Annotated in this window: 17 protein-coding genes and 1 pseudogene; all 18 read right to left on the reverse strand. The window is 33.2% G+C overall.

Annotation, left to right across the window (positions count from 1 at the left end; genetic code table 11):
- Positions 1–69: 69 nt before the first annotated feature.
- A pseudogene (locus tag ACZZ9T_RS12875) lies at positions 70–1525 on the reverse strand (MFS transporter).
- A gap of 320 nt (positions 1526–1845) precedes the next feature.
- Positions 1846–3024 (reverse strand): acetyl-CoA C-acyltransferase, encoded by a 1179-nt coding sequence (locus ACZZ9T_RS12880; protein ID WP_463442421.1) that lies wholly within the window; start codon positions 3022–3024, stop codon positions 1846–1848.
- Between the two features lie 21 nt (positions 3025–3045).
- Positions 3046–3345, reverse strand: coding sequence for a hypothetical protein (locus ACZZ9T_RS12885; RefSeq protein WP_463432754.1), 300 nt, complete (start codon positions 3343–3345; stop codon positions 3046–3048).
- 101 nt (positions 3346–3446) lie between these two features.
- Positions 3447–3830 (reverse strand): hypothetical protein, encoded by a 384-nt coding sequence (locus ACZZ9T_RS12890; RefSeq protein ID WP_463432756.1) that lies wholly within the window; start codon positions 3828–3830, stop codon positions 3447–3449.
- Between the two features lie 158 nt (positions 3831–3988).
- Entirely contained in the window at positions 3989–5065 is a 1077-nt protein-coding gene (locus ACZZ9T_RS12895; RefSeq protein WP_463432758.1) for a hypothetical protein, read from the reverse strand.
- Positions 5066–5167: 102 nt separating this feature from the next.
- Positions 5168–5860, reverse strand: a complete 693-nt coding sequence (locus ACZZ9T_RS12900; protein WP_463432760.1) for a hypothetical protein — start codon at positions 5858–5860, stop codon at positions 5168–5170.
- Entirely contained in the window at positions 5826–6380 is a 555-nt protein-coding gene (locus ACZZ9T_RS12905; protein WP_463432762.1) for an RNA polymerase sigma factor, read from the reverse strand. Before ACZZ9T_RS12905 ends, ACZZ9T_RS12900 begins: the two co-directional genes overlap by 35 nt.
- A 115-nt stretch (positions 6381–6495) precedes the next feature.
- Positions 6496–7755, reverse strand: a complete 1260-nt coding sequence (locus ACZZ9T_RS12910) for a nucleoside permease (RefSeq protein WP_463432764.1) — start codon at positions 7753–7755, stop codon at positions 6496–6498.
- 18 nt (positions 7756–7773) lie between these two features.
- The gene (locus ACZZ9T_RS12915; RefSeq protein ID WP_463432766.1) at positions 7774–8379 is read right to left on the reverse strand and encodes a bifunctional nuclease family protein; all 606 of its coding nucleotides are present in this window, start codon (positions 8377–8379) and stop codon (positions 7774–7776) included.
- 190 nt (positions 8380–8569) lie between these two features.
- Positions 8570–9517: an electron transfer flavoprotein subunit alpha/FixB family protein gene (locus ACZZ9T_RS12920; protein WP_463432768.1), complete on the reverse strand. Its 948-nt coding sequence runs from the start codon at positions 9515–9517 to the stop codon at positions 8570–8572.
- Positions 9518–9561: 44 nt separating this feature from the next.
- A complete protein-coding gene (locus ACZZ9T_RS12925; RefSeq protein WP_463442422.1) occupies positions 9562–10308 on the reverse strand; it encodes an electron transfer flavoprotein subunit beta/FixA family protein in 747 nt (248 codons plus the stop codon).
- A 180-nt stretch (positions 10309–10488) separates the two neighbouring features.
- Complete coding sequence (locus tag ACZZ9T_RS12930) at positions 10489–11196, reverse strand: SDR family oxidoreductase (protein ID WP_463442423.1); 708 nt, start codon at positions 11194–11196, stop codon at positions 10489–10491.
- A 79-nt stretch (positions 11197–11275) separates the two neighbouring features.
- Positions 11276–12277, reverse strand: a complete 1002-nt coding sequence (locus ACZZ9T_RS12935) for a T9SS type A sorting domain-containing protein (RefSeq protein ID WP_463442424.1) — start codon at positions 12275–12277, stop codon at positions 11276–11278.
- Between the two features lie 114 nt (positions 12278–12391).
- On the reverse strand, positions 12392–13771 hold the full coding sequence (locus ACZZ9T_RS12940) for a dipeptidase (RefSeq protein ID WP_463442425.1): 1380 nt from the start codon (positions 13769–13771) through the stop codon (positions 12392–12394).
- 133 nt (positions 13772–13904) lie between these two features.
- Complete coding sequence (locus ACZZ9T_RS12945) at positions 13905–14189, reverse strand: hypothetical protein (protein ID WP_463432778.1); 285 nt, start codon at positions 14187–14189, stop codon at positions 13905–13907.
- Positions 14190–14244: 55 nt separating this feature from the next.
- On the reverse strand, positions 14245–15393 hold the full coding sequence (locus ACZZ9T_RS12950) for a class I SAM-dependent methyltransferase (protein WP_463442426.1): 1149 nt from the start codon (positions 15391–15393) through the stop codon (positions 14245–14247).
- 4 nt (positions 15394–15397) lie between these two features.
- On the reverse strand, positions 15398–15838 hold the full coding sequence (locus ACZZ9T_RS12955; RefSeq protein WP_463442427.1) for a DinB family protein: 441 nt from the start codon (positions 15836–15838) through the stop codon (positions 15398–15400).
- Between the two features lie 2 nt (positions 15839–15840).
- Positions 15841–16293 carry a hypothetical protein gene (locus tag ACZZ9T_RS12960; RefSeq protein ID WP_463442428.1) on the reverse strand — a complete coding sequence of 151 codons (453 nt, stop codon included), beginning with the start codon at positions 16291–16293 and terminating at the stop codon, positions 15841–15843.

A 16293-nucleotide genomic window follows, 5' to 3' on the forward strand; every position in this document is an offset into this window, starting at 1 on the left:
GGCAATTTTTATAAAAACATTTATGCTAATACATTATAAAATAACATTTCATTTATTCTACCTAATATTTTATTTTGACTTTAAAAAACGGATTAATATCAACCCTGTAGCAAAAAATAATGTCATAGACAAAGCTGCAATACGCATATTATTAAAATGTTCGATTAAAGTTGCAAAAATAAATGTTCCTATAATAATCGCTATTTTCTCCAAAACATCATAAAAGCTGAAGAATGTAGTATTTTCCATAGAATTTTCCGGCAAAAGTTTTGAATAGGTGGATCTCGACATCGCCTGAAGACCTCCCATTACCAAGCCTACCACTGCAGCAACACCGTAGAACTGATATTCTACCGTTGGGTTTTCTTTATTCAAGAAAAATGCCCACAAACAAGCTACAATCCATAAAACGATGGCAATTGAAATAACGTTTCTATTCCCTATTTTTCTGGATAATCTTGAGAAAATGACCGCTCCGATAATCGCTTCAATCTGAATAATTAGAAGAGTTCCGATTAATTTATCCTGAGCCAGATTTATTTCACTTTTACCAAATAATGTTGCCATCAAGAAAATCGTCTGCATCCCGACGCTGTAGAAAAAGAAACTCGACAGGAAAAATTTTAAATTTCTATCCTTAAACAATAAGTTTCCGGCTTTGAAAAGTTCATAAAAACTTTCTTTGGCAATGTCTTTATAAAAACTGATGTTATCTTTAAATACTTCAAAGAAGCCACCCTGCTCTTCATGTTTTTTGAAGATATTCTTATAGTTTAATAAAACAAGATCTTTAGGTAATTTCTCTTTAACATCTCCAAATTGAGGTAAATGTTTGAAAGTATACTGAGAAAAGCCAAACCACCAGGCTGCCGTTAATAAGAAACTGATTCTTGTAAACAATAGCTGTTGTGCATCATCTTTCGCAAAAACTTTAATTAATACCAGGCATAAAATCACTAAGACTACAGAACCTATATACCCATAAACATAGCCTTTTGCAGAAAGAGCATCCTGTTTATCCCGTGACGCAATATCCGGCAAAAATGAGTTATCAGAATACCAGACTTCCCCAGAATCCTACACTTGCTGTGATACTGAAAAGAAGTCCAAGAAAGACATTATGCATTCCTGTGAACATCGCCAATCCCATACAAGATGTAGCTCCCAAATAACAGAAAAACTGTAAAAATGATTTTTTATTACCAATCGTATCTGCTAATGACGATAAGAACGGAGACAATAAAACTACGATAAAGAAAGATATCGTCAATGAATATCCATACACTGCATCCGGCTGATATTCTTTCCCGAAAATCGTTATCATGTGTCTTACCGGAACATCGATCCACGTTTTTGTTTCTGCTACATATTCCTTTTTTTCGTACGCCGTTGTAAGAATGGAGTAATAAATTGGAAATATGGTAGATGTTATCACCAAAGAGTACACAGAATTGGCCCAGTCATACACTGCCCAGGCTTTCATAATCTTCGGATTGTTTTTTATGTTTTGAGTTTTAAGTTCCATGTTTCGGGTTTAATTGCACAAAAATAGAAAAACCATTAAGATTATGCTTAAAAAAAGAATAATTCTTAATGGTTTTAAATATTAATTTATGGTAATGTTTTTATTTATTTAAAAAGTCTTTGACTTTGGAATAGGTAAGAACTTTAAAAATAATTAGCAATATGCCTAAACTTTGAATCACAGACCCGATCGTTAAACATATATTTCCATTGAAACGTTCTAACGAAATATGGGTAATTTTTAGCCAGGCACCAAATAAATTGATTAAAAAGCCTGTTAAAAATACAAAAATGGCATATTTAGCTTTCATAAAAACATCATTACATATTTTCAATAACTATAGCAGAAGCTCCTCCGCCACCGTTACATATTGCTGCAGCACCGTATTTTCCGTTATTTTGTTTTAAAACATTGATCAAAGTAACGATGATTCTAGAACCTGAGCTCCCAAGTGGATGTCCTAAAGCTACTGCGCCACCATTTACGTTTACTTTAGCAGCATCTAATCCTAAGATTTTATTGTTTGCCAAACCAACTACAGAAAATGCTTCATTAAATTCAAAAAAATCAATATTTGAAATTTCTAAACCAGCTTTTTTCAGAGCAATAGGTAAAGCTTTTGAAGGTGCTGTTGTAAAATTTTCAGGCTCATGAGCAGCATCGGCATAAGAAATTATTTTCGCTAATGGCTTTAATCCTAATTCTTCCATTTTCTCTTTCGAAACAAGAATTAAAGCAGAAGCACCGTCATTTAAAGTAGATGCATTCGCTGCCGTAACTGTACCTTCTTCTTTTTTGAAAACAGTAGGAAGAGTTGGAAGTCTGTCAAAATTAACCGCTTTGTATTCTTCATCTTCAGCAAAAATTACAGGATCTCCTTTTCTTTGCGGAATTGAAACAGGAACAATTTCGTCAGCAAATTTTCCTTCGCTCCAAGCTTTTGCTGATCTTTTATAAGATTCTATGGCAAAATTGTCCTGGTCTTCTCTTGTAAAACTGTAATCTGTAGCACATTTCTCTGCACAAACACCCATATGAACTTTGTTGTAAACATCTGTAAGACCGTCTAAAACCATACCGTCCTGCATTTTTATGTCTCCTAATTTGGTTGCATTTCTTGCATTGTAATAATGAGGCACCATAGACATATTCTCCATACCACCTGCAATAATAACATCTGCATCACCAGCTTTGATCGCCTGTGCAGCCATCGTTACAGCCTTCATCCCTGAAGCACAAACTTTATTGATCGTTGTAGATGGAGTTTCGTTTGAAAGTCCTGCACCCAAAGCAACCTGACGAGCCGGAGCCTGACCTTCACCTGCCTGTAAAACATTCCCCATGTAGATTTCCTGAACGTTTTTCGGGTCAAGATTAATTTTATCTAATGCGCCTTTTACTGCTGTTGCTCCCAATTTTGTAGCCGGAACTGTTGATAAGCTTCCCATAAAACTTCCCATAGGAGTTCTTACTGCGGAAACAATGAATACTTCTTTCATTATATAAATTTTAATTTTATTTTATTCTATTTTTTCAAGGACAAATTCATCTGTTTTATTATAATATTGAGATGAAATTTTAATAAACTGATGATCTGTTTCTATAATTTTATTGGTAATCACATCACCTATTCTGACAGGATTTTTAAGATCAGACTTCCCGGTTACTGTCATTGTATAGGTACAGTCATCACGGTATTCAATTTTATATTTGATGTAATCTTTACCGTTATTGGTATACTCTCGCTGTGTATCCTTTTTGATGACCCAATTCCATTTTTTGGCTGAATAACCCTCCCTTACAAATTTTCCCTCTTTCATCAAATGACATTTTGTGGGATTATCCGGCAAGAGGAAATGTTCCTGAGCTTTTATTTTAGATGTAAAAAAAAGCAATATCATTAGAACCATACAGGATGCTTTCATACTTTTTTCTTAGCTGCAAATAATAAAATGACGGCTCCCAAAAACTCGACAATCCAGCCCCATTGTAAGGTGACAGTAGATGCTAAAGTCTCTGTCCAAGATTTAAAAGGGAGAAAACTGAAGTAGCTAAATGCCTGATATTTTGTAGCGAAAATAGTAAAAAGAAATAGTAGGATCAATAAAATACTAAAAACCTTAACTATTTTTGGATGGCTGTTAAGAATTCCAAACAATGCAATGGCAGAGAAAACCCAACAGGCAATCGCCAGATAATGATCAACTTTCCAATAATTCCAGTTTCCAATAATCGGAACGTGAACGAGTGGCAGAAAACTTCCGACCACTACTAAAATCAATCCAATTAACTGTATATTTTTCATTTTTTTATATCATTCTTCTGTAGCCAAAGTACGAAAAAAAACACACTTATAAAAAGTGTGTTTTAAAATCAAATATTTGATTATTAGTATTTAAGATTAATAAAATATTTAATGAAAATTTAATAAATTATTAATAAAAATAAAATTTAGATGTATAATTAGAAATTTAGGTAAAGTAATTCTAAACCAATCTGAAAACCATATTTGTTATTTATTTTGACATCATCACCAAAAAACGGAGTAAAGTCTTTTTTTACAAAAACATTAAGCGCACCAAATCCTACAGATATTTTTCCTCCAAATAAAAAATTATTAACCATACCAGGTATATTTTCACGGTCAACCGTTCTGTGGTCATCAGCATTTTTATAAATAATCTGATTTTGGGTTAAAACACGTACACCTCCGTATATACCAGCTGTCACCCTCAAGTTTCCTTTGGTATTATCTAACATTTTCTCACCGTTTTCAACTATGTATTTAGGATTTAATACAAATACAAAATCCAACGGTGCAATTATATAGTGATTGGTAAAACGAGATTTCTTTAAATTACCTTTGGTGAAGTCTGTTAAAAAAATTTCATTGTTATTAAAATCAGCTATTTGAGAATTTTTTGGAACAAATGTATCACCTCTGTACCCGAAACCAAAACGATAAAACACTGGGGAAGTTAATGCTCCTAATTGTCTTGCGAATCTGAACTCTATTACGCCCGAAACTGATTTACCAAATTTCATCTGAGAAGATTTACTTCCTAATGCAAATGATGCTGCTGATTTTGTGAGATCTATATAACCCAACGCAATATTCATATCAGAAGTTTTTAAAAGCTCTTTTTTAGTCCGTTTAGGATCTTTCAAGCTAAATAGGGAGTTATTTTGTGCAAATCCAATCGCATTATTAGCTTTTCCCAGAACAGAATTTTTCACAATTTCTTTAGTTGCATTTTCAAGATCAGATTTCTGATTATCAACCTTGTCATTGATTATTCCTTCATATTTCAAAGCGATGTCTGCCTTTTGTTTTTGTTTCTCTTCAGAAGATATTTTTTTGTTTTTAAAACTTTCATCGAGATCATTAAGCTCGCTATTCATTTTAGATTTCTCAGACGTAATGATACTGTCTATCTTTTCTGAATAGATTTTCATTTGAGAATCCATAGATGGGTTTTCCTGAGCAAATCCAAAAGAGAAAAGCAGGACGGTGACAAGTGAGATGAATTTTGTTTTCATACCTAGTTGTTTATTATTTTGTTTTTAATATGTGATTTTTAAACAATACAAGAGTTCTGTTCGTTTTCCAGAACAGTTTTTTTATCTGCTAAAATTTTAAGTTTATCTAGTTTGAAGAGAATCTGAATAAACAGTAAATCCCAGAATTTTAAATGAATGTGGACCCTTAATTTTTCTAATATCTAATACACCAAATTTCCTTTGTTCATTTAGATTTTCTTCTCTGGTTTTATCTAATTCTCTTCCCAGCAACAGTTGTTCTGCATTGGTATAATTCACTTTTTTATGTTCGGCAATCGTTGGTTTTTGATTTAAAGAATTATCGATTTCTTGAGCAATTGAAATTTGAATATTTTCATTTTCTTTCAATTTTTCCTCAACAAAAATAGGTTCAGAAATATTTTGTGAGTTTGCTGAAATTGTTTGCTTTAAATTTTCTTCTTTGTTTATTGAATTTACACTAGAATCAACATTGTGAGTTTCTGCTTTTACTAAATTTTCAGCTATAGGAATAGATTCTCCATTGATACTATTCAATTTTTCAGCTTTATCTTTAATAACAGATTTCGTTAATTCTTTTTTATCATCAGCATCGTTATCAAAGTAAAAAACAGCACCGAAAGAAATTAAAAGAATCACCACAGCTGCATATTTCCACCACTGAAAAGTGGTTTTCTGAGCAGCAATTACTTTCCCATCAAGTTCTACTTCAATTCTAGACCAAAGATCTGCAGAAGGCTTTATTTCGAGGTCTTCGTAATCAGATTTTAATTGTTTCTGTATGTTTTTTTCCATTTTCTTTGGTTTTTAAATAATCGGCAATCCACTTTTTGGCTTTACTTAGCTGACTTTTGCTGGTACCTTCTGAAATATTCATCATTTCAGCAATTTCCTGATGCTTTTTTTCTTCGAATACGTAGAGATTGAAAATCAGTTTGTAACCTGTAGGCATATTCGAAAATATCTCTTCAATATTGATTTCAGATATGCCCTCATCACTTTCATCATCCGGAAAGTCATCTGCAATTTCAATATCCGAATACAAGATATTTTTATTTTTCCTGACGAAGGTTATTGAGTCATTAACAACAATTTTTCTCAGCCAAAACGGGAAACTTTTCCATTCTTTACAATCCCCTATTTTATTAAAACACTTCAGAAAAGCATTTAACAGAATATCTTCTGCATCATGAATGTTATTTGTATAAGAATTTGCAACCGAAAGCATTTTAGCTGAAAACAACTCGTAAAGAGCTTTCTGCGCTCTCCGATCCTGTTTTTTGGCAAGTTTAAAATTCTCTTCTAAATTCTTCATGTATCAGTTTCTATATATAAGACGGCAAATGTGTAAAATGGTTGCCTTAAAAATAAAAAAAATTGCACCTTGGTTAAAAGTGCAATGATTAATATGTTTAAAAATACAAATAAAATTAATGATTAACGGTAGCTATTTCATTTGGATCATGCTTATGTTTGAAGAAAATTGCAAATAAAATGGTAATGATTAATGCATAAACGGCGAAAAGCAACCATATTTCCTGCCACATTTTATCACCGTTTTCTAAAGTGAAAAATTTTGAAATAATCCAGCCACTTCCGAAACTGCCTACAATAGCACCAAAACCATTGGTCATCATCATAAACAGACCCTGTGCAGAAGAACGAATCTTATAATCTGTAGTAGTCTCTACAAAAAGTGAACCTGAAACATTGAAAAAATCGAATGCCATTCCGTAAACAATGCACGAAAGAATAATCAAACCTAATCCAAATCCATAAGGATCACCATAAGCAAAGAATGCAAAACGTAAAACCCATGCAAACATAGAAATCAACATTACTTTTTTAATACCGAATTTTTTTAGGAAAAACGGAATAGCCAGAATAAATGCAGTCTCAGAAAACTGGGAGATCGACATGATGAGCGTAGATCTTTTCACAACAAAGCTATCTGCATACGCCGGATTTTTACCAAAATCTGATAAGAAAACATCTCCATACATATTGGTTAACTGTAATGCAGCACCCAAAAACATAGAAAATACAAAGAATAAAGCCAATTTATAATTACCAAAAAGTTTGAAAGCATTCAATCCTAATTTTTCAGAAAGAGGTGCATCTTTAGGAATAAGACTCTGAGGTTTACAGGCAGGTAATGTGAAAGAATAAATGGCAAGAACTACCGCAAAAGCTGCTGCAATATAAAATTGGTTTGCGGATGCTTTATTGTCTGTCAAATTTGTAATCCACATAGCAGCAATGAAGCCTAAAGTTCCCCAAACTCTTATGGGTGGGAAAACTTTTACCACATCGAAATTATTATTTTTCAAAACATAATACGCAATAGAGTTGGATAGCGAAATGGTAGGCATATAAAATAGCATTGCAACCAGCATCACCCAAAAAAAGGTGGTGGGATTATCTACCAGAGGTAAACACACCAAGGAAATAGCATATCCTAAATGTAAAATTCCGTATAGTTTTTCTGCATTCATCCATCGGTCAGCAATGATCCCTGTAATTGCAGGCATGATGATGGAAGCAATTCCTAACGTCATGAAAACAATTCCGAACTGATCTACTCCCCAATGCATTGTTCCGAACCAATAATTGGCAAATGTAATAAGCCAGGCTCCCCAAACGAAAAACTGCAGAAAGCTAAGGATGGTCAATCGTAATTTTAAATTCATCTTTTATGTAAAAATTTCTTAATCAATTTTCTTTTTTCTTCTTTTGATCTCTTCCTGAATTTCCAGAGCGGTATCAAAATCTTCTTCTTTTACTGCATCCTCCAACAATTTCTGCAGTTCTTCCATAGAAACATTCTTCAAATCGTCTTCTTCTTCTCCTCCAATAGTTTCGGAAAAAACATCTTCTTCTTTTGAAGTATCATCCAACTCAAGTAAAATTCCGGCTTCATTTAATACTTGTTGGGTTGTAAAAATAGGTGCATCAAATCGTACTGCCATTGCAACGGCATCTGAAGTTCTTGCATCTAATATCAACTCTTCTTCAGTTGCCGAGTTTTTAAAATTGATGTTTGAAAAAAATACGCCGTCAACGATCTGATAAATGATCACTGATATCAATTCAAAATTGGCAGAAACTATAAATTTAGTAAATAAATCGTGCGTAAGAGGACGCGGCGGATGAATGTCTTTTTCTAAGCCTAACGAAATGGATTGTGCTTCAAAATTCCCTATAACTACGGGCAATTTAACGTTTGTTTCTTCATGTTCTAATAACAAAGCGTACGCTCCCGATTGGGTCTGGCTATACGATATTCCGCGAATGATTAGTTGCTTATAATCCATGGCTACAAATATAAATTAATTTTTTATTGTAGGTTTTAATTTTTAGACAAAAAATAAAAGCCCGGAAGCCGAGCTTTTATCTATATTGTTTATGCTTGTGAAAGTGCAATAGTGAATTTTGCTTCGCAAGTGAATTAATTTATTTAAAAATTGACAAGCGTAACGAATTGACTATTCACAATTCACTCTTTTATCCCTTAATTGCTTTAATTTTCTCTGTTAATGCAGGAATAATTTGGAAAGCATCTCCTACTACACCGTAATCAGCTGATTTGAAGAACGGAGCTTCAGCATCATTATTAATTACAACAATAGTCTTAGAAGAATTGACTCCAGCCAAATGCTGAATTGCCCCGGAAATACCGATTGCAATATATAAATTTGGTGAAATAGCTTTACCAGTCTGCCCAACGTGTTCTGAGTGAGATCTCCATCCGATGTCAGAAACAGGCTTAGAACAAGCAGTAGCAGCGCCTAAAACATTCGCCAATTCTTCTACCATTCCCCAGTTTTCCGGACCTTTCATTCCTCTACCTGCAGAAACTACTACTTCAGCTTCTTTAAGGTCTAGTTTTCCTGAACTTTGCTCATGAGAAATCACTTTAGTATCTTCATTAACCACTGAAAGATTTTTCACTTCTTCAGAACCAGAAACAGTATTTTCTTTAACACCGAAAGCATTTTGAGACACGGTAAGAATTACTCCGGTACCTTCTGCTTTTGCATGCATAAATCCTTTTCCTGAGAAAGCTTTTCTTTTTACCTGAAATGGAGACTGGCTTTCCGGTGCTTCCAAAACGTTTGTAATTAAAGAAAAATTCTTCATTACAGCCAACATTGGAGCTACTGAAGAAGCATCTGTAGTATGAGGAAAAACAAGAATATTTCCGTCTGCAATTTCATTTACAGCCTGTGCATATGCTTTTGCCGAGAAATTCTTAAGACCTTCGTCTTTGATGTTGATTACATTTGTCGCTCCATATTTATACAATAAATCTGAAGAATCTGTAGGGTTTACAGAGATTGCCGTAACGGTTTCTCCCGCTTGATCTGCAACCGCTTTAGCATACGAAACTGCTTCAAAAGCTGCTTTTTTGTAAACTCCGTTTATATTTTCTGCGTATACGAATACTGCCATTTTAAAATAACTTTAAAGATTAAAAAATTTAATGATTATAAAGATTAGATAACCTTTGCCTCCTCGTGAAGAAGTCTTACCAACTCATCCAAATTATCTGCAGAAACTATTTTTACTGCTGCTCTTGGCGGAACACTGTCATAAGAAACTCCCTGTACTTTCACTTCAGACGAAGTAGGCTCAATAACCTGCAAAGGTTTTGTTCTTGCAGACATAATCCCTCTCATGTTTGGGATGATCAAATCTTTCTCGTCTACTAACCCTTTTTGTCCTGCGATTACTGCAGGCAATTTAACTGAGATAGTTTCTTTACCACCTTCAATTTCTCTTACAGCCGTAGCCTCGCTTCCACTAACATCTAAACCAACAGAGGCATTCACGAAAGGCTGATTCAATAACTGAGCAACCATTCCCGGAACAGAACCACCGTTGTAATCAATAGATTCTTTACCACAAAGAATCAGGTCATAACCACCATTCTGAGCTACAGAAGCAATTTCTTTTGCTGTAGAATAGCTGTCTTTAGGATCAAGATTTACTCTTACTGCGTCATTCGCTCCAATTGCCAGAGCTTTTCTGATAACAGGCTCTGTAATAGCATCACCTACATTCATCACCGTTACTGTTGCACCTTGAGATTCTTGCAATTTTATCGCTTTTGTAAGTGCAAATTCATCCAGCGGATTGATCACCCACTGAATTCCGTTTTTGTCGAAAGCAGATTTATCTGCAGTAAAGTTAATTTTAGAAGTAGTATCAGGAACACTACTAATGCAAACTAATATTTTCATATGTTGTTTAAATTATTTTATTTGAGAGACATAAGCTTTCAGCTTTTATATGTCTGTATATATTTCTTAGCTGAAAATATTGCCGAAGAAATTTTGTTTGTTAAGTTTTGTAAATATAAATAAAAAATATATTATGCATGCATAATACTTATATAATTATTATTCAGCGCATTATATGTTTTAAGATTTTGGTTTTGAAGCCCTAAACTCAATCTTACTAGGTAAAACCCTTGGATTCATTTTTAAAATATCAAGCACTAAATTCCCCATATCTTCCGGTTGAATTTTCCATTCATCTTTTTCCGAAGGAGTATTTCCGTTGAAATTTGTAGCCACCGAGCCCGGCATTATTACTGTTGATTTGATATTATACTTCCTTAAATCAATCATAGCTGCCTGTGTAAAGCCTACTACTCCAAATTTAGAAGCATTGTAACCCGTTCCGTTTTCGAAGAAACTAGCTCCTGCTAAACTTGAAATGGTGATGTAATAACCTTCGCTTTTTTTCAATTCACTGACTGTAGCTTTTAAAGTATGGAAAACACCTGTAAGATTGGTTTCAATCATAGAATCCCATTCCTCGGAAGTAAGTTCGTCCACAGGCTTAAAAATCCCTAAACCTGCATTAGCAATCACAAAATCTAGCCTCCCGAACTTCTCAATAGTATCTTGAACTGCTTTTTCTTCGTTTTCCAAATTTCTGACATCAGAAACTAACCCTAAAACATTTTGAGAAAACTTTTGTAATTCAGTTTCAGTTTTTTTTACATCATCTTTATTTCTTCCTGAAAATGCAACTGAAATTCCATTTTTTAATAAAATTTCAGCGATACCGAAACCTATTCCTTTGGTTCCGCCTGTAATATATGCGACTTTATTTTCAATCATAATACTATTATTTTTTTTCTCTAAAATAACAAAAACGCCCCAATTGGAGCGTTTTAAGTATACTAAGATTTGTCAGTATTTATTTCTTAATGAATTTCTCAGTAGAAATACCGTCTTTAGTTTCAATATTAATTAAATAATTTCCAGCAGGAAGTTCTCTTACATCAACTTGATTCCCTTCTAATTTTACATTTACTTTTCTACCCGTCATATCTACAACAGAAACTGCGTTGATTTTAGATTCTGTTTTGATGTTTAGGATGTCTGATGTTGGGTTGGGATAAACAGCTATCCCTACATTTCCGACTATTTTAGTGTCTTGCGTTCCTAATGTCGCAGCATTAGTATATATTAAATTAAAGTTATCTACCGATGCCTGATTAGCTATTGTATTTCCAGTCAAAGTTGAAGATACAAAATCATACTCTACAGGATCTAGCCCCGGAGATAGACTATATAATGTATTTGTAAAAGTAAATGCTCCTTCGGGAGTATACCAAGTATATGCACCTGTCGTTTTGTTATAAGTGAATGATACTGATACCCATGTATTTGCAGGATAAGTATTTAATTGAGTTAACGTAATTGTAAAATAAGAAGTAACACCTGTAGAAATTAATGTTAATCTTGCTTTACCAACAATCTTTTTTGTTGCATAATCATATCCTATTCCAACAATACCATTGGTTGCGTCATACAAATCCGCAGAAAATCTACCAGCACCAGTAGCTGGACCTGTATAAATTTCAACAGACCCCTTCAATATATTATTTCCAGTACTAGCGGTAACAGGTGTTATATCTTTAAACGCAAAACGATTAAATGTGTTTGCAGTTGAGCTAAATCCACTACCACTTGTAATTTGTAAAGAATTTGAATGTGAAGCATCAATTGTTGTAATCTGAAAGTCTGCTGGTGTTCCATTAAAAATCTTATAACCACTTTGACCTGCTGTAACGCCTGTAACATCAGTTGCTAAATTACCAGAGGTAAGTGTACTGAAATTTTCACTTACTAAAACTTGTCCGAATATCATCATTGTTGCAGAAGTCAACAATAAAGAAGATAGAATTTTTCTCATATTTTTAAATTTAATTATTTTTGGTAAATATAATAACTTTAAGAGACATCTATGAAAAATAAAGTGTTAAAATTAACAAATCCTTAAGAAAAAATTCTTAAGGATTCATATTTGCTATTTTGAATAGTTTTCAAAGAATAAAGGTATACTTTCAATTCCTTTGTAGAAATTGAATAATCCGTAATGTTCATTAGGTGAATGTATTGCATCAGAATCAAGCCCAAAGCCCATTAATACTGATTTTGCTCCGAGAACCTGCTCAAACATTGAGGTGATAGGAATGCTTCCGCCACTTCTGTATGGTAAAACTTCTTTTCCAAAAGCAGTTTCCATTGCTTTTTTTGCGGCTAAAAATTCTTTTGTATCACTTGGTAAAACGTAAGGCATACCACCATGATGGGGAGTTACTTTTACCTTAACGTTATCCGGAGCTATTTTTTCGAAATATTTGGTAAACTTTTCTGTAATCTCATTGGGAGTCTGATAAGGAACCAAACGCATAGAAATTTTCGCAAAGGCTTTAGAAGGAATTACTGTTTTTGCACCTTCACCTGTATAACCACCCCAAATCCCGTTACAATCTAAGGTTGGGCGAATGGAAGTTCTTTCTAAAGTGGTGTAACCTGCTTCACCTTCTACTCCGCTTAAACCGATTGATTTTTTGAATTCTTCAGGATTATCTTTCAACTTATTCATTTCAGCCCTTTCTTCATCTGAAACATCTTCTACATTGTCATAAAAACCATCAATGGTGATTTGTCCGTCCTCATCAATCAATTTAGCAATCATTCTGGAAAGAACATGAATAGGATTTGGAACAGCTCCGCCATACAATCCCGAATGTAAATCTCTGTTTGGTCCCTCTACTTCAACTTCTACATAACTCAAACCTCTTAAACCCGTAGTCACAGTAGGTTGTTCATTACTGTAAATATGGGTGTCTGAAATCAAAATACAGTCACAAGCCAGTTTATCCGTGTTTTCTTTTACCCAATCACCTAAACTTACGGAACCGATTTCTTCCTCACCTTCAAAAATAAATTTAATATTACAAGGCAATGTATTGGTGTGCATCATCGCCTCAAATGCTTTGATCTGCATAAAAAACTGTCCTTTGTCGTCTGCAGAACCTCTTGCAAAAATTGCTCCTTCCGGATGAATTTCGGTTTTCTCTATATAAGGTTCAAAAGGGGGCTTTCTCCATAATTCTAAAGGATCCGGTGGTTGTACATCATAATGACCGTATACTAAAATTGTAGGTAAATCTTTATTTATGATTTTTTCTCCGAAAACGATGGGATAGCCTTTTGTCTGGCAAACTTCAACTTCATCTGCACCTGCATTTTTAAGATGTTCTGCTACTTTGTCTGCACATAATAAAACTTCGCTTTTATAAGCCGGATCGGCTGAAATTGAAGCTATTCTTAATAATTCAAACAATTCATCCACGAAACGCTGTTTGTTTTCGTTGATGTAATTTAAAGTCTCTTGCATTGTCTATTTAATTTTGATAAATTTAAAAAAATTGGGCTGTCTGAACAAACAAAAACAAGGTTTTATCTGTGCGGATCATTTAAAACAAAAAAATCCCACACAAGTGCAGGATTATTATATTTTTTAGAGATAATTAGTGTTGTTCAACAGAAGGTTTTTCTAATCTTGAAGTGGTAACCTCCGGAGACTTTTGAGCTCTCGTACTGTCAGTCTTTAGAGTATCAACTTTATGTTCTTCATGAGCAGCATCAGTATGCTTATCAGCAAGATCTTCTTCACGTCCGCTTGTTTGCTCGTCGTCAGAATATCTTTCTACCCCTTCTTCCAACTTCAAAGTCGCTTTATTTCCTCCAGCCTGAATTTTTTTACAGCTTACTGCTACCGTAGCAATTGCTAAACATATAATTAGTTTTTTCATTTCTAAATTTTTGATTGCCCAAAAGTAAGAAATATTGCATTTTTCGGCAACATTTTCAGACTGATTTTAATATTAATTTTCCTTTTTTGGATTGTGTAAAAATAACATAGTCATTTCCGCCATCTTTCAGACCATATTTTTTCTTAATTCCCTCCGGTTTCAAAGGATAATTTTTTGAAATAATATTAAACTGGCTTTTCTTTTTAATTTGCTTACCTTCAATAACTTCCATCTCAAAAATTCTTCCCGGAAAATTTTCCATTCTAATATCTGAGGTGTAAATATGTGTATTCGGATGTAATTTTTTAAGACTGAATTTTTCTGAAATTAAATTAAAAATTCCGGCTTTTAAAACGGTATTATTGGGAATATAAATAAATTTTTCTGGCTCAGAATATTCTGCATTTGCATTTTCTTCATCTCCGAACTGAAATTGAAATTCTGATTCTTCACTTTCAAGATTAACGCAATGACAGTGAATAGCTTCTGAGCTTTCCTGAGAAAGTGAAACAACAATTTCTTTCACATCATTTTTCACAGCAATAATATCAATTCTGGAAATGTTCTTCAGCACTGAAACGAGATATTTCAAATCAATCAAAGGTGAGAGTTTGATTACCACTTGTTGAGAAACAGAAAGCAATGTATCCTGAATATCAAGAATATTGGGCGAGAGATCTTCTAGTAAAAAGACTTTATTTTTTTGATTGTCTCTACGCGCAGGATCAAGGTAAATGGCATCAAAATTTTCTTTGTTGTCATGAAGAAAATCTTCAAGTTTCTGATTGATAAACTGTGCTTTTTTATTTAAAATATTCCAGTTATGTTCTACGATTTGTAAAAGTTCAGGATTTTGTTCGACCAAAATAACTTCATCAAAATGTTTGGAAAGATAGTATGCATCAATTCCAAAACCGCTCGTCAGATCAATAAATTTCTTTCCTTTTAAAAGTTTAGATTTATAAACGGCTGTTTTTTCTGATGAAGATTGCTCTAAACTGAGCTGTGGTGGGAAAATAATTCCGTCTTTTAATAGAAACGGAAACTTTTTCTGTGCGACTTGTTTGCCTTTAATTTGCTGAACGATCTCCTGCATAGAAACTTCAGGAAACGGTGATTTTTTTAATAATAAAGAATGCAGATCTGAATGTAGATTTGCATTGATATAATTTTGAATTTCTTTGTTTAAAATTGGAATTTTCACAGACTTACCTTTTGTAGAAAATATAATCTGTTAAAACAGGTTCAATTCCATTTTGCTTTAAGAGGGAATTAATTTGTCCTCGGTGATAGGTTGAATGATTGATCGCCTGAAAAAGGATTTCAAAAACAGTATTCTCAAACGTTACACCTTTTGAATTTTGATATTCGATTTTCTGATCTAAATCTGAAGTTTCAATAATTTGTATGCTTTTTAAAAAATTTTGATGATTAATTTCCATTAAATTTTCCAAATCATTGATTTGCCATACTTCAAAAGAATTTTCGTTTAGAATCCTTGAGTTCCAGACTTGCTGTGCGTTTAACGTATGATTGATTAAACTGATTGTTTTATCGTCAACTTTTGAAATATTTTCTGAAATAATTTTTATCATTTCATTGTTGAAATGATAGGTGTATTCAAATAGATCAGTCAGTTTTTCTTTCATTACTAGAGTTTTTCAACTTTATTTAAAACAAGAGTGCTTTTAGCTGATGGATCTATTTTTTCCAAGTTTTCTTTATCAAAATCTAATTGTATCAATAATTGATTTTTACCAACAAATTCTATTAAACCATTTAGAAATTGACTTTCTTCAATAGCATCATTTTGATCCTTATAAAAAGCATTGATACTTAACTTATATGGCTTAGCAGAAAAATCTACAGAATATTTAACGTTAGCTTTTTTGCCTTTATTTGGACCTGCCGGAATTATATAATTTCTTCCATCAATAACCATATCATTAATTTCCACAGCGACATAATTATCCGGGAAAAATGTAAATGCGCCAATTTTATTACTTCTATCCTTCCCCGACCATTTTCCAAGTAAGCTATCTGCTGATTGTGCAAAACAGCATGAATAGATAACTAGAAAAAATAGAAGCAAATTTCTTTTCAT

The organism is Chryseobacterium sp. AC417 (assembly GCF_979258215.1).

What these genes read in the sequence shown, in the direction of transcription:
- ACZZ9T_RS12905 (WP_463432762.1), bottom strand. Translation starts at nt 6,380, where the DNA reads ATGAAGAATTTAGAAGAGAATTTTAAACTTGCCAAAAAACAGGATCGG.
- ACZZ9T_RS12940 (WP_463442425.1), bottom strand. Translation starts at nt 13,771, where the DNA reads ATGCAAGAGACTTTAAATTACATCAACGAAAACAAACAGCGTTTCGTG.
- ACZZ9T_RS12900 (WP_463432760.1), bottom strand. Translation starts at nt 5,860, where the DNA reads ATGGAAAAAAACATACAGAAACAATTAAAATCTGATTACGAAGACCTC.
- ACZZ9T_RS12930 (WP_463442423.1), bottom strand. Translation starts at nt 11,196, where the DNA reads ATGATTGAAAATAAAGTCGCATATATTACAGGCGGAACCAAAGGAATA.
- ACZZ9T_RS12920 (WP_463432768.1), bottom strand. Translation starts at nt 9,517, where the DNA reads ATGGCAGTATTCGTATACGCAGAAAATATAAACGGAGTTTACAAAAAA.
- ACZZ9T_RS12890 (WP_463432756.1), bottom strand. Translation starts at nt 3,830, where the DNA reads ATGAAAAATATACAGTTAATTGGATTGATTTTAGTAGTGGTCGGAAGT.
- ACZZ9T_RS12935 (WP_463442424.1), bottom strand. Translation starts at nt 12,277, where the DNA reads ATGAGAAAAATTCTATCTTCTTTATTGTTGACTTCTGCAACAATGATG.
- ACZZ9T_RS12915 (WP_463432766.1), bottom strand. Translation starts at nt 8,379, where the DNA reads ATGGATTATAAGCAACTAATCATTCGCGGAATATCGTATAGCCAGACC.
- ACZZ9T_RS12925 (WP_463442422.1), bottom strand. Translation starts at nt 10,308, where the DNA reads ATGAAAATATTAGTTTGCATTAGTAGTGTTCCTGATACTACTTCTAAA.
- ACZZ9T_RS12945 (WP_463432778.1), bottom strand. Translation starts at nt 14,189, where the DNA reads ATGAAAAAACTAATTATATGTTTAGCAATTGCTACGGTAGCAGTAAGC.
- ACZZ9T_RS12960 (WP_463442428.1), bottom strand. Translation starts at nt 16,293, where the DNA reads ATGAAAAGAAATTTGCTTCTATTTTTTCTAGTTATCTATTCATGCTGT.
- ACZZ9T_RS12895 (WP_463432758.1), bottom strand. Translation starts at nt 5,065, where the DNA reads ATGAAAACAAAATTCATCTCACTTGTCACCGTCCTGCTTTTCTCTTTT.
- ACZZ9T_RS12885 (WP_463432754.1), bottom strand. Translation starts at nt 3,345, where the DNA reads ATGAAAGAGGGAAAATTTGTAAGGGAGGGTTATTCAGCCAAAAAATGG.
- ACZZ9T_RS12880 (WP_463442421.1), bottom strand. Translation starts at nt 3,024, where the DNA reads ATGAAAGAAGTATTCATTGTTTCCGCAGTAAGAACTCCTATGGGAAGT.
- ACZZ9T_RS12955 (WP_463442427.1), bottom strand. Translation starts at nt 15,838, where the DNA reads ATGAAAGAAAAACTGACTGATCTATTTGAATACACCTATCATTTCAAC.
- ACZZ9T_RS12910 (WP_463432764.1), bottom strand. Translation starts at nt 7,755, where the DNA reads ATGAATTTAAAATTACGATTGACCATCCTTAGCTTTCTGCAGTTTTTC.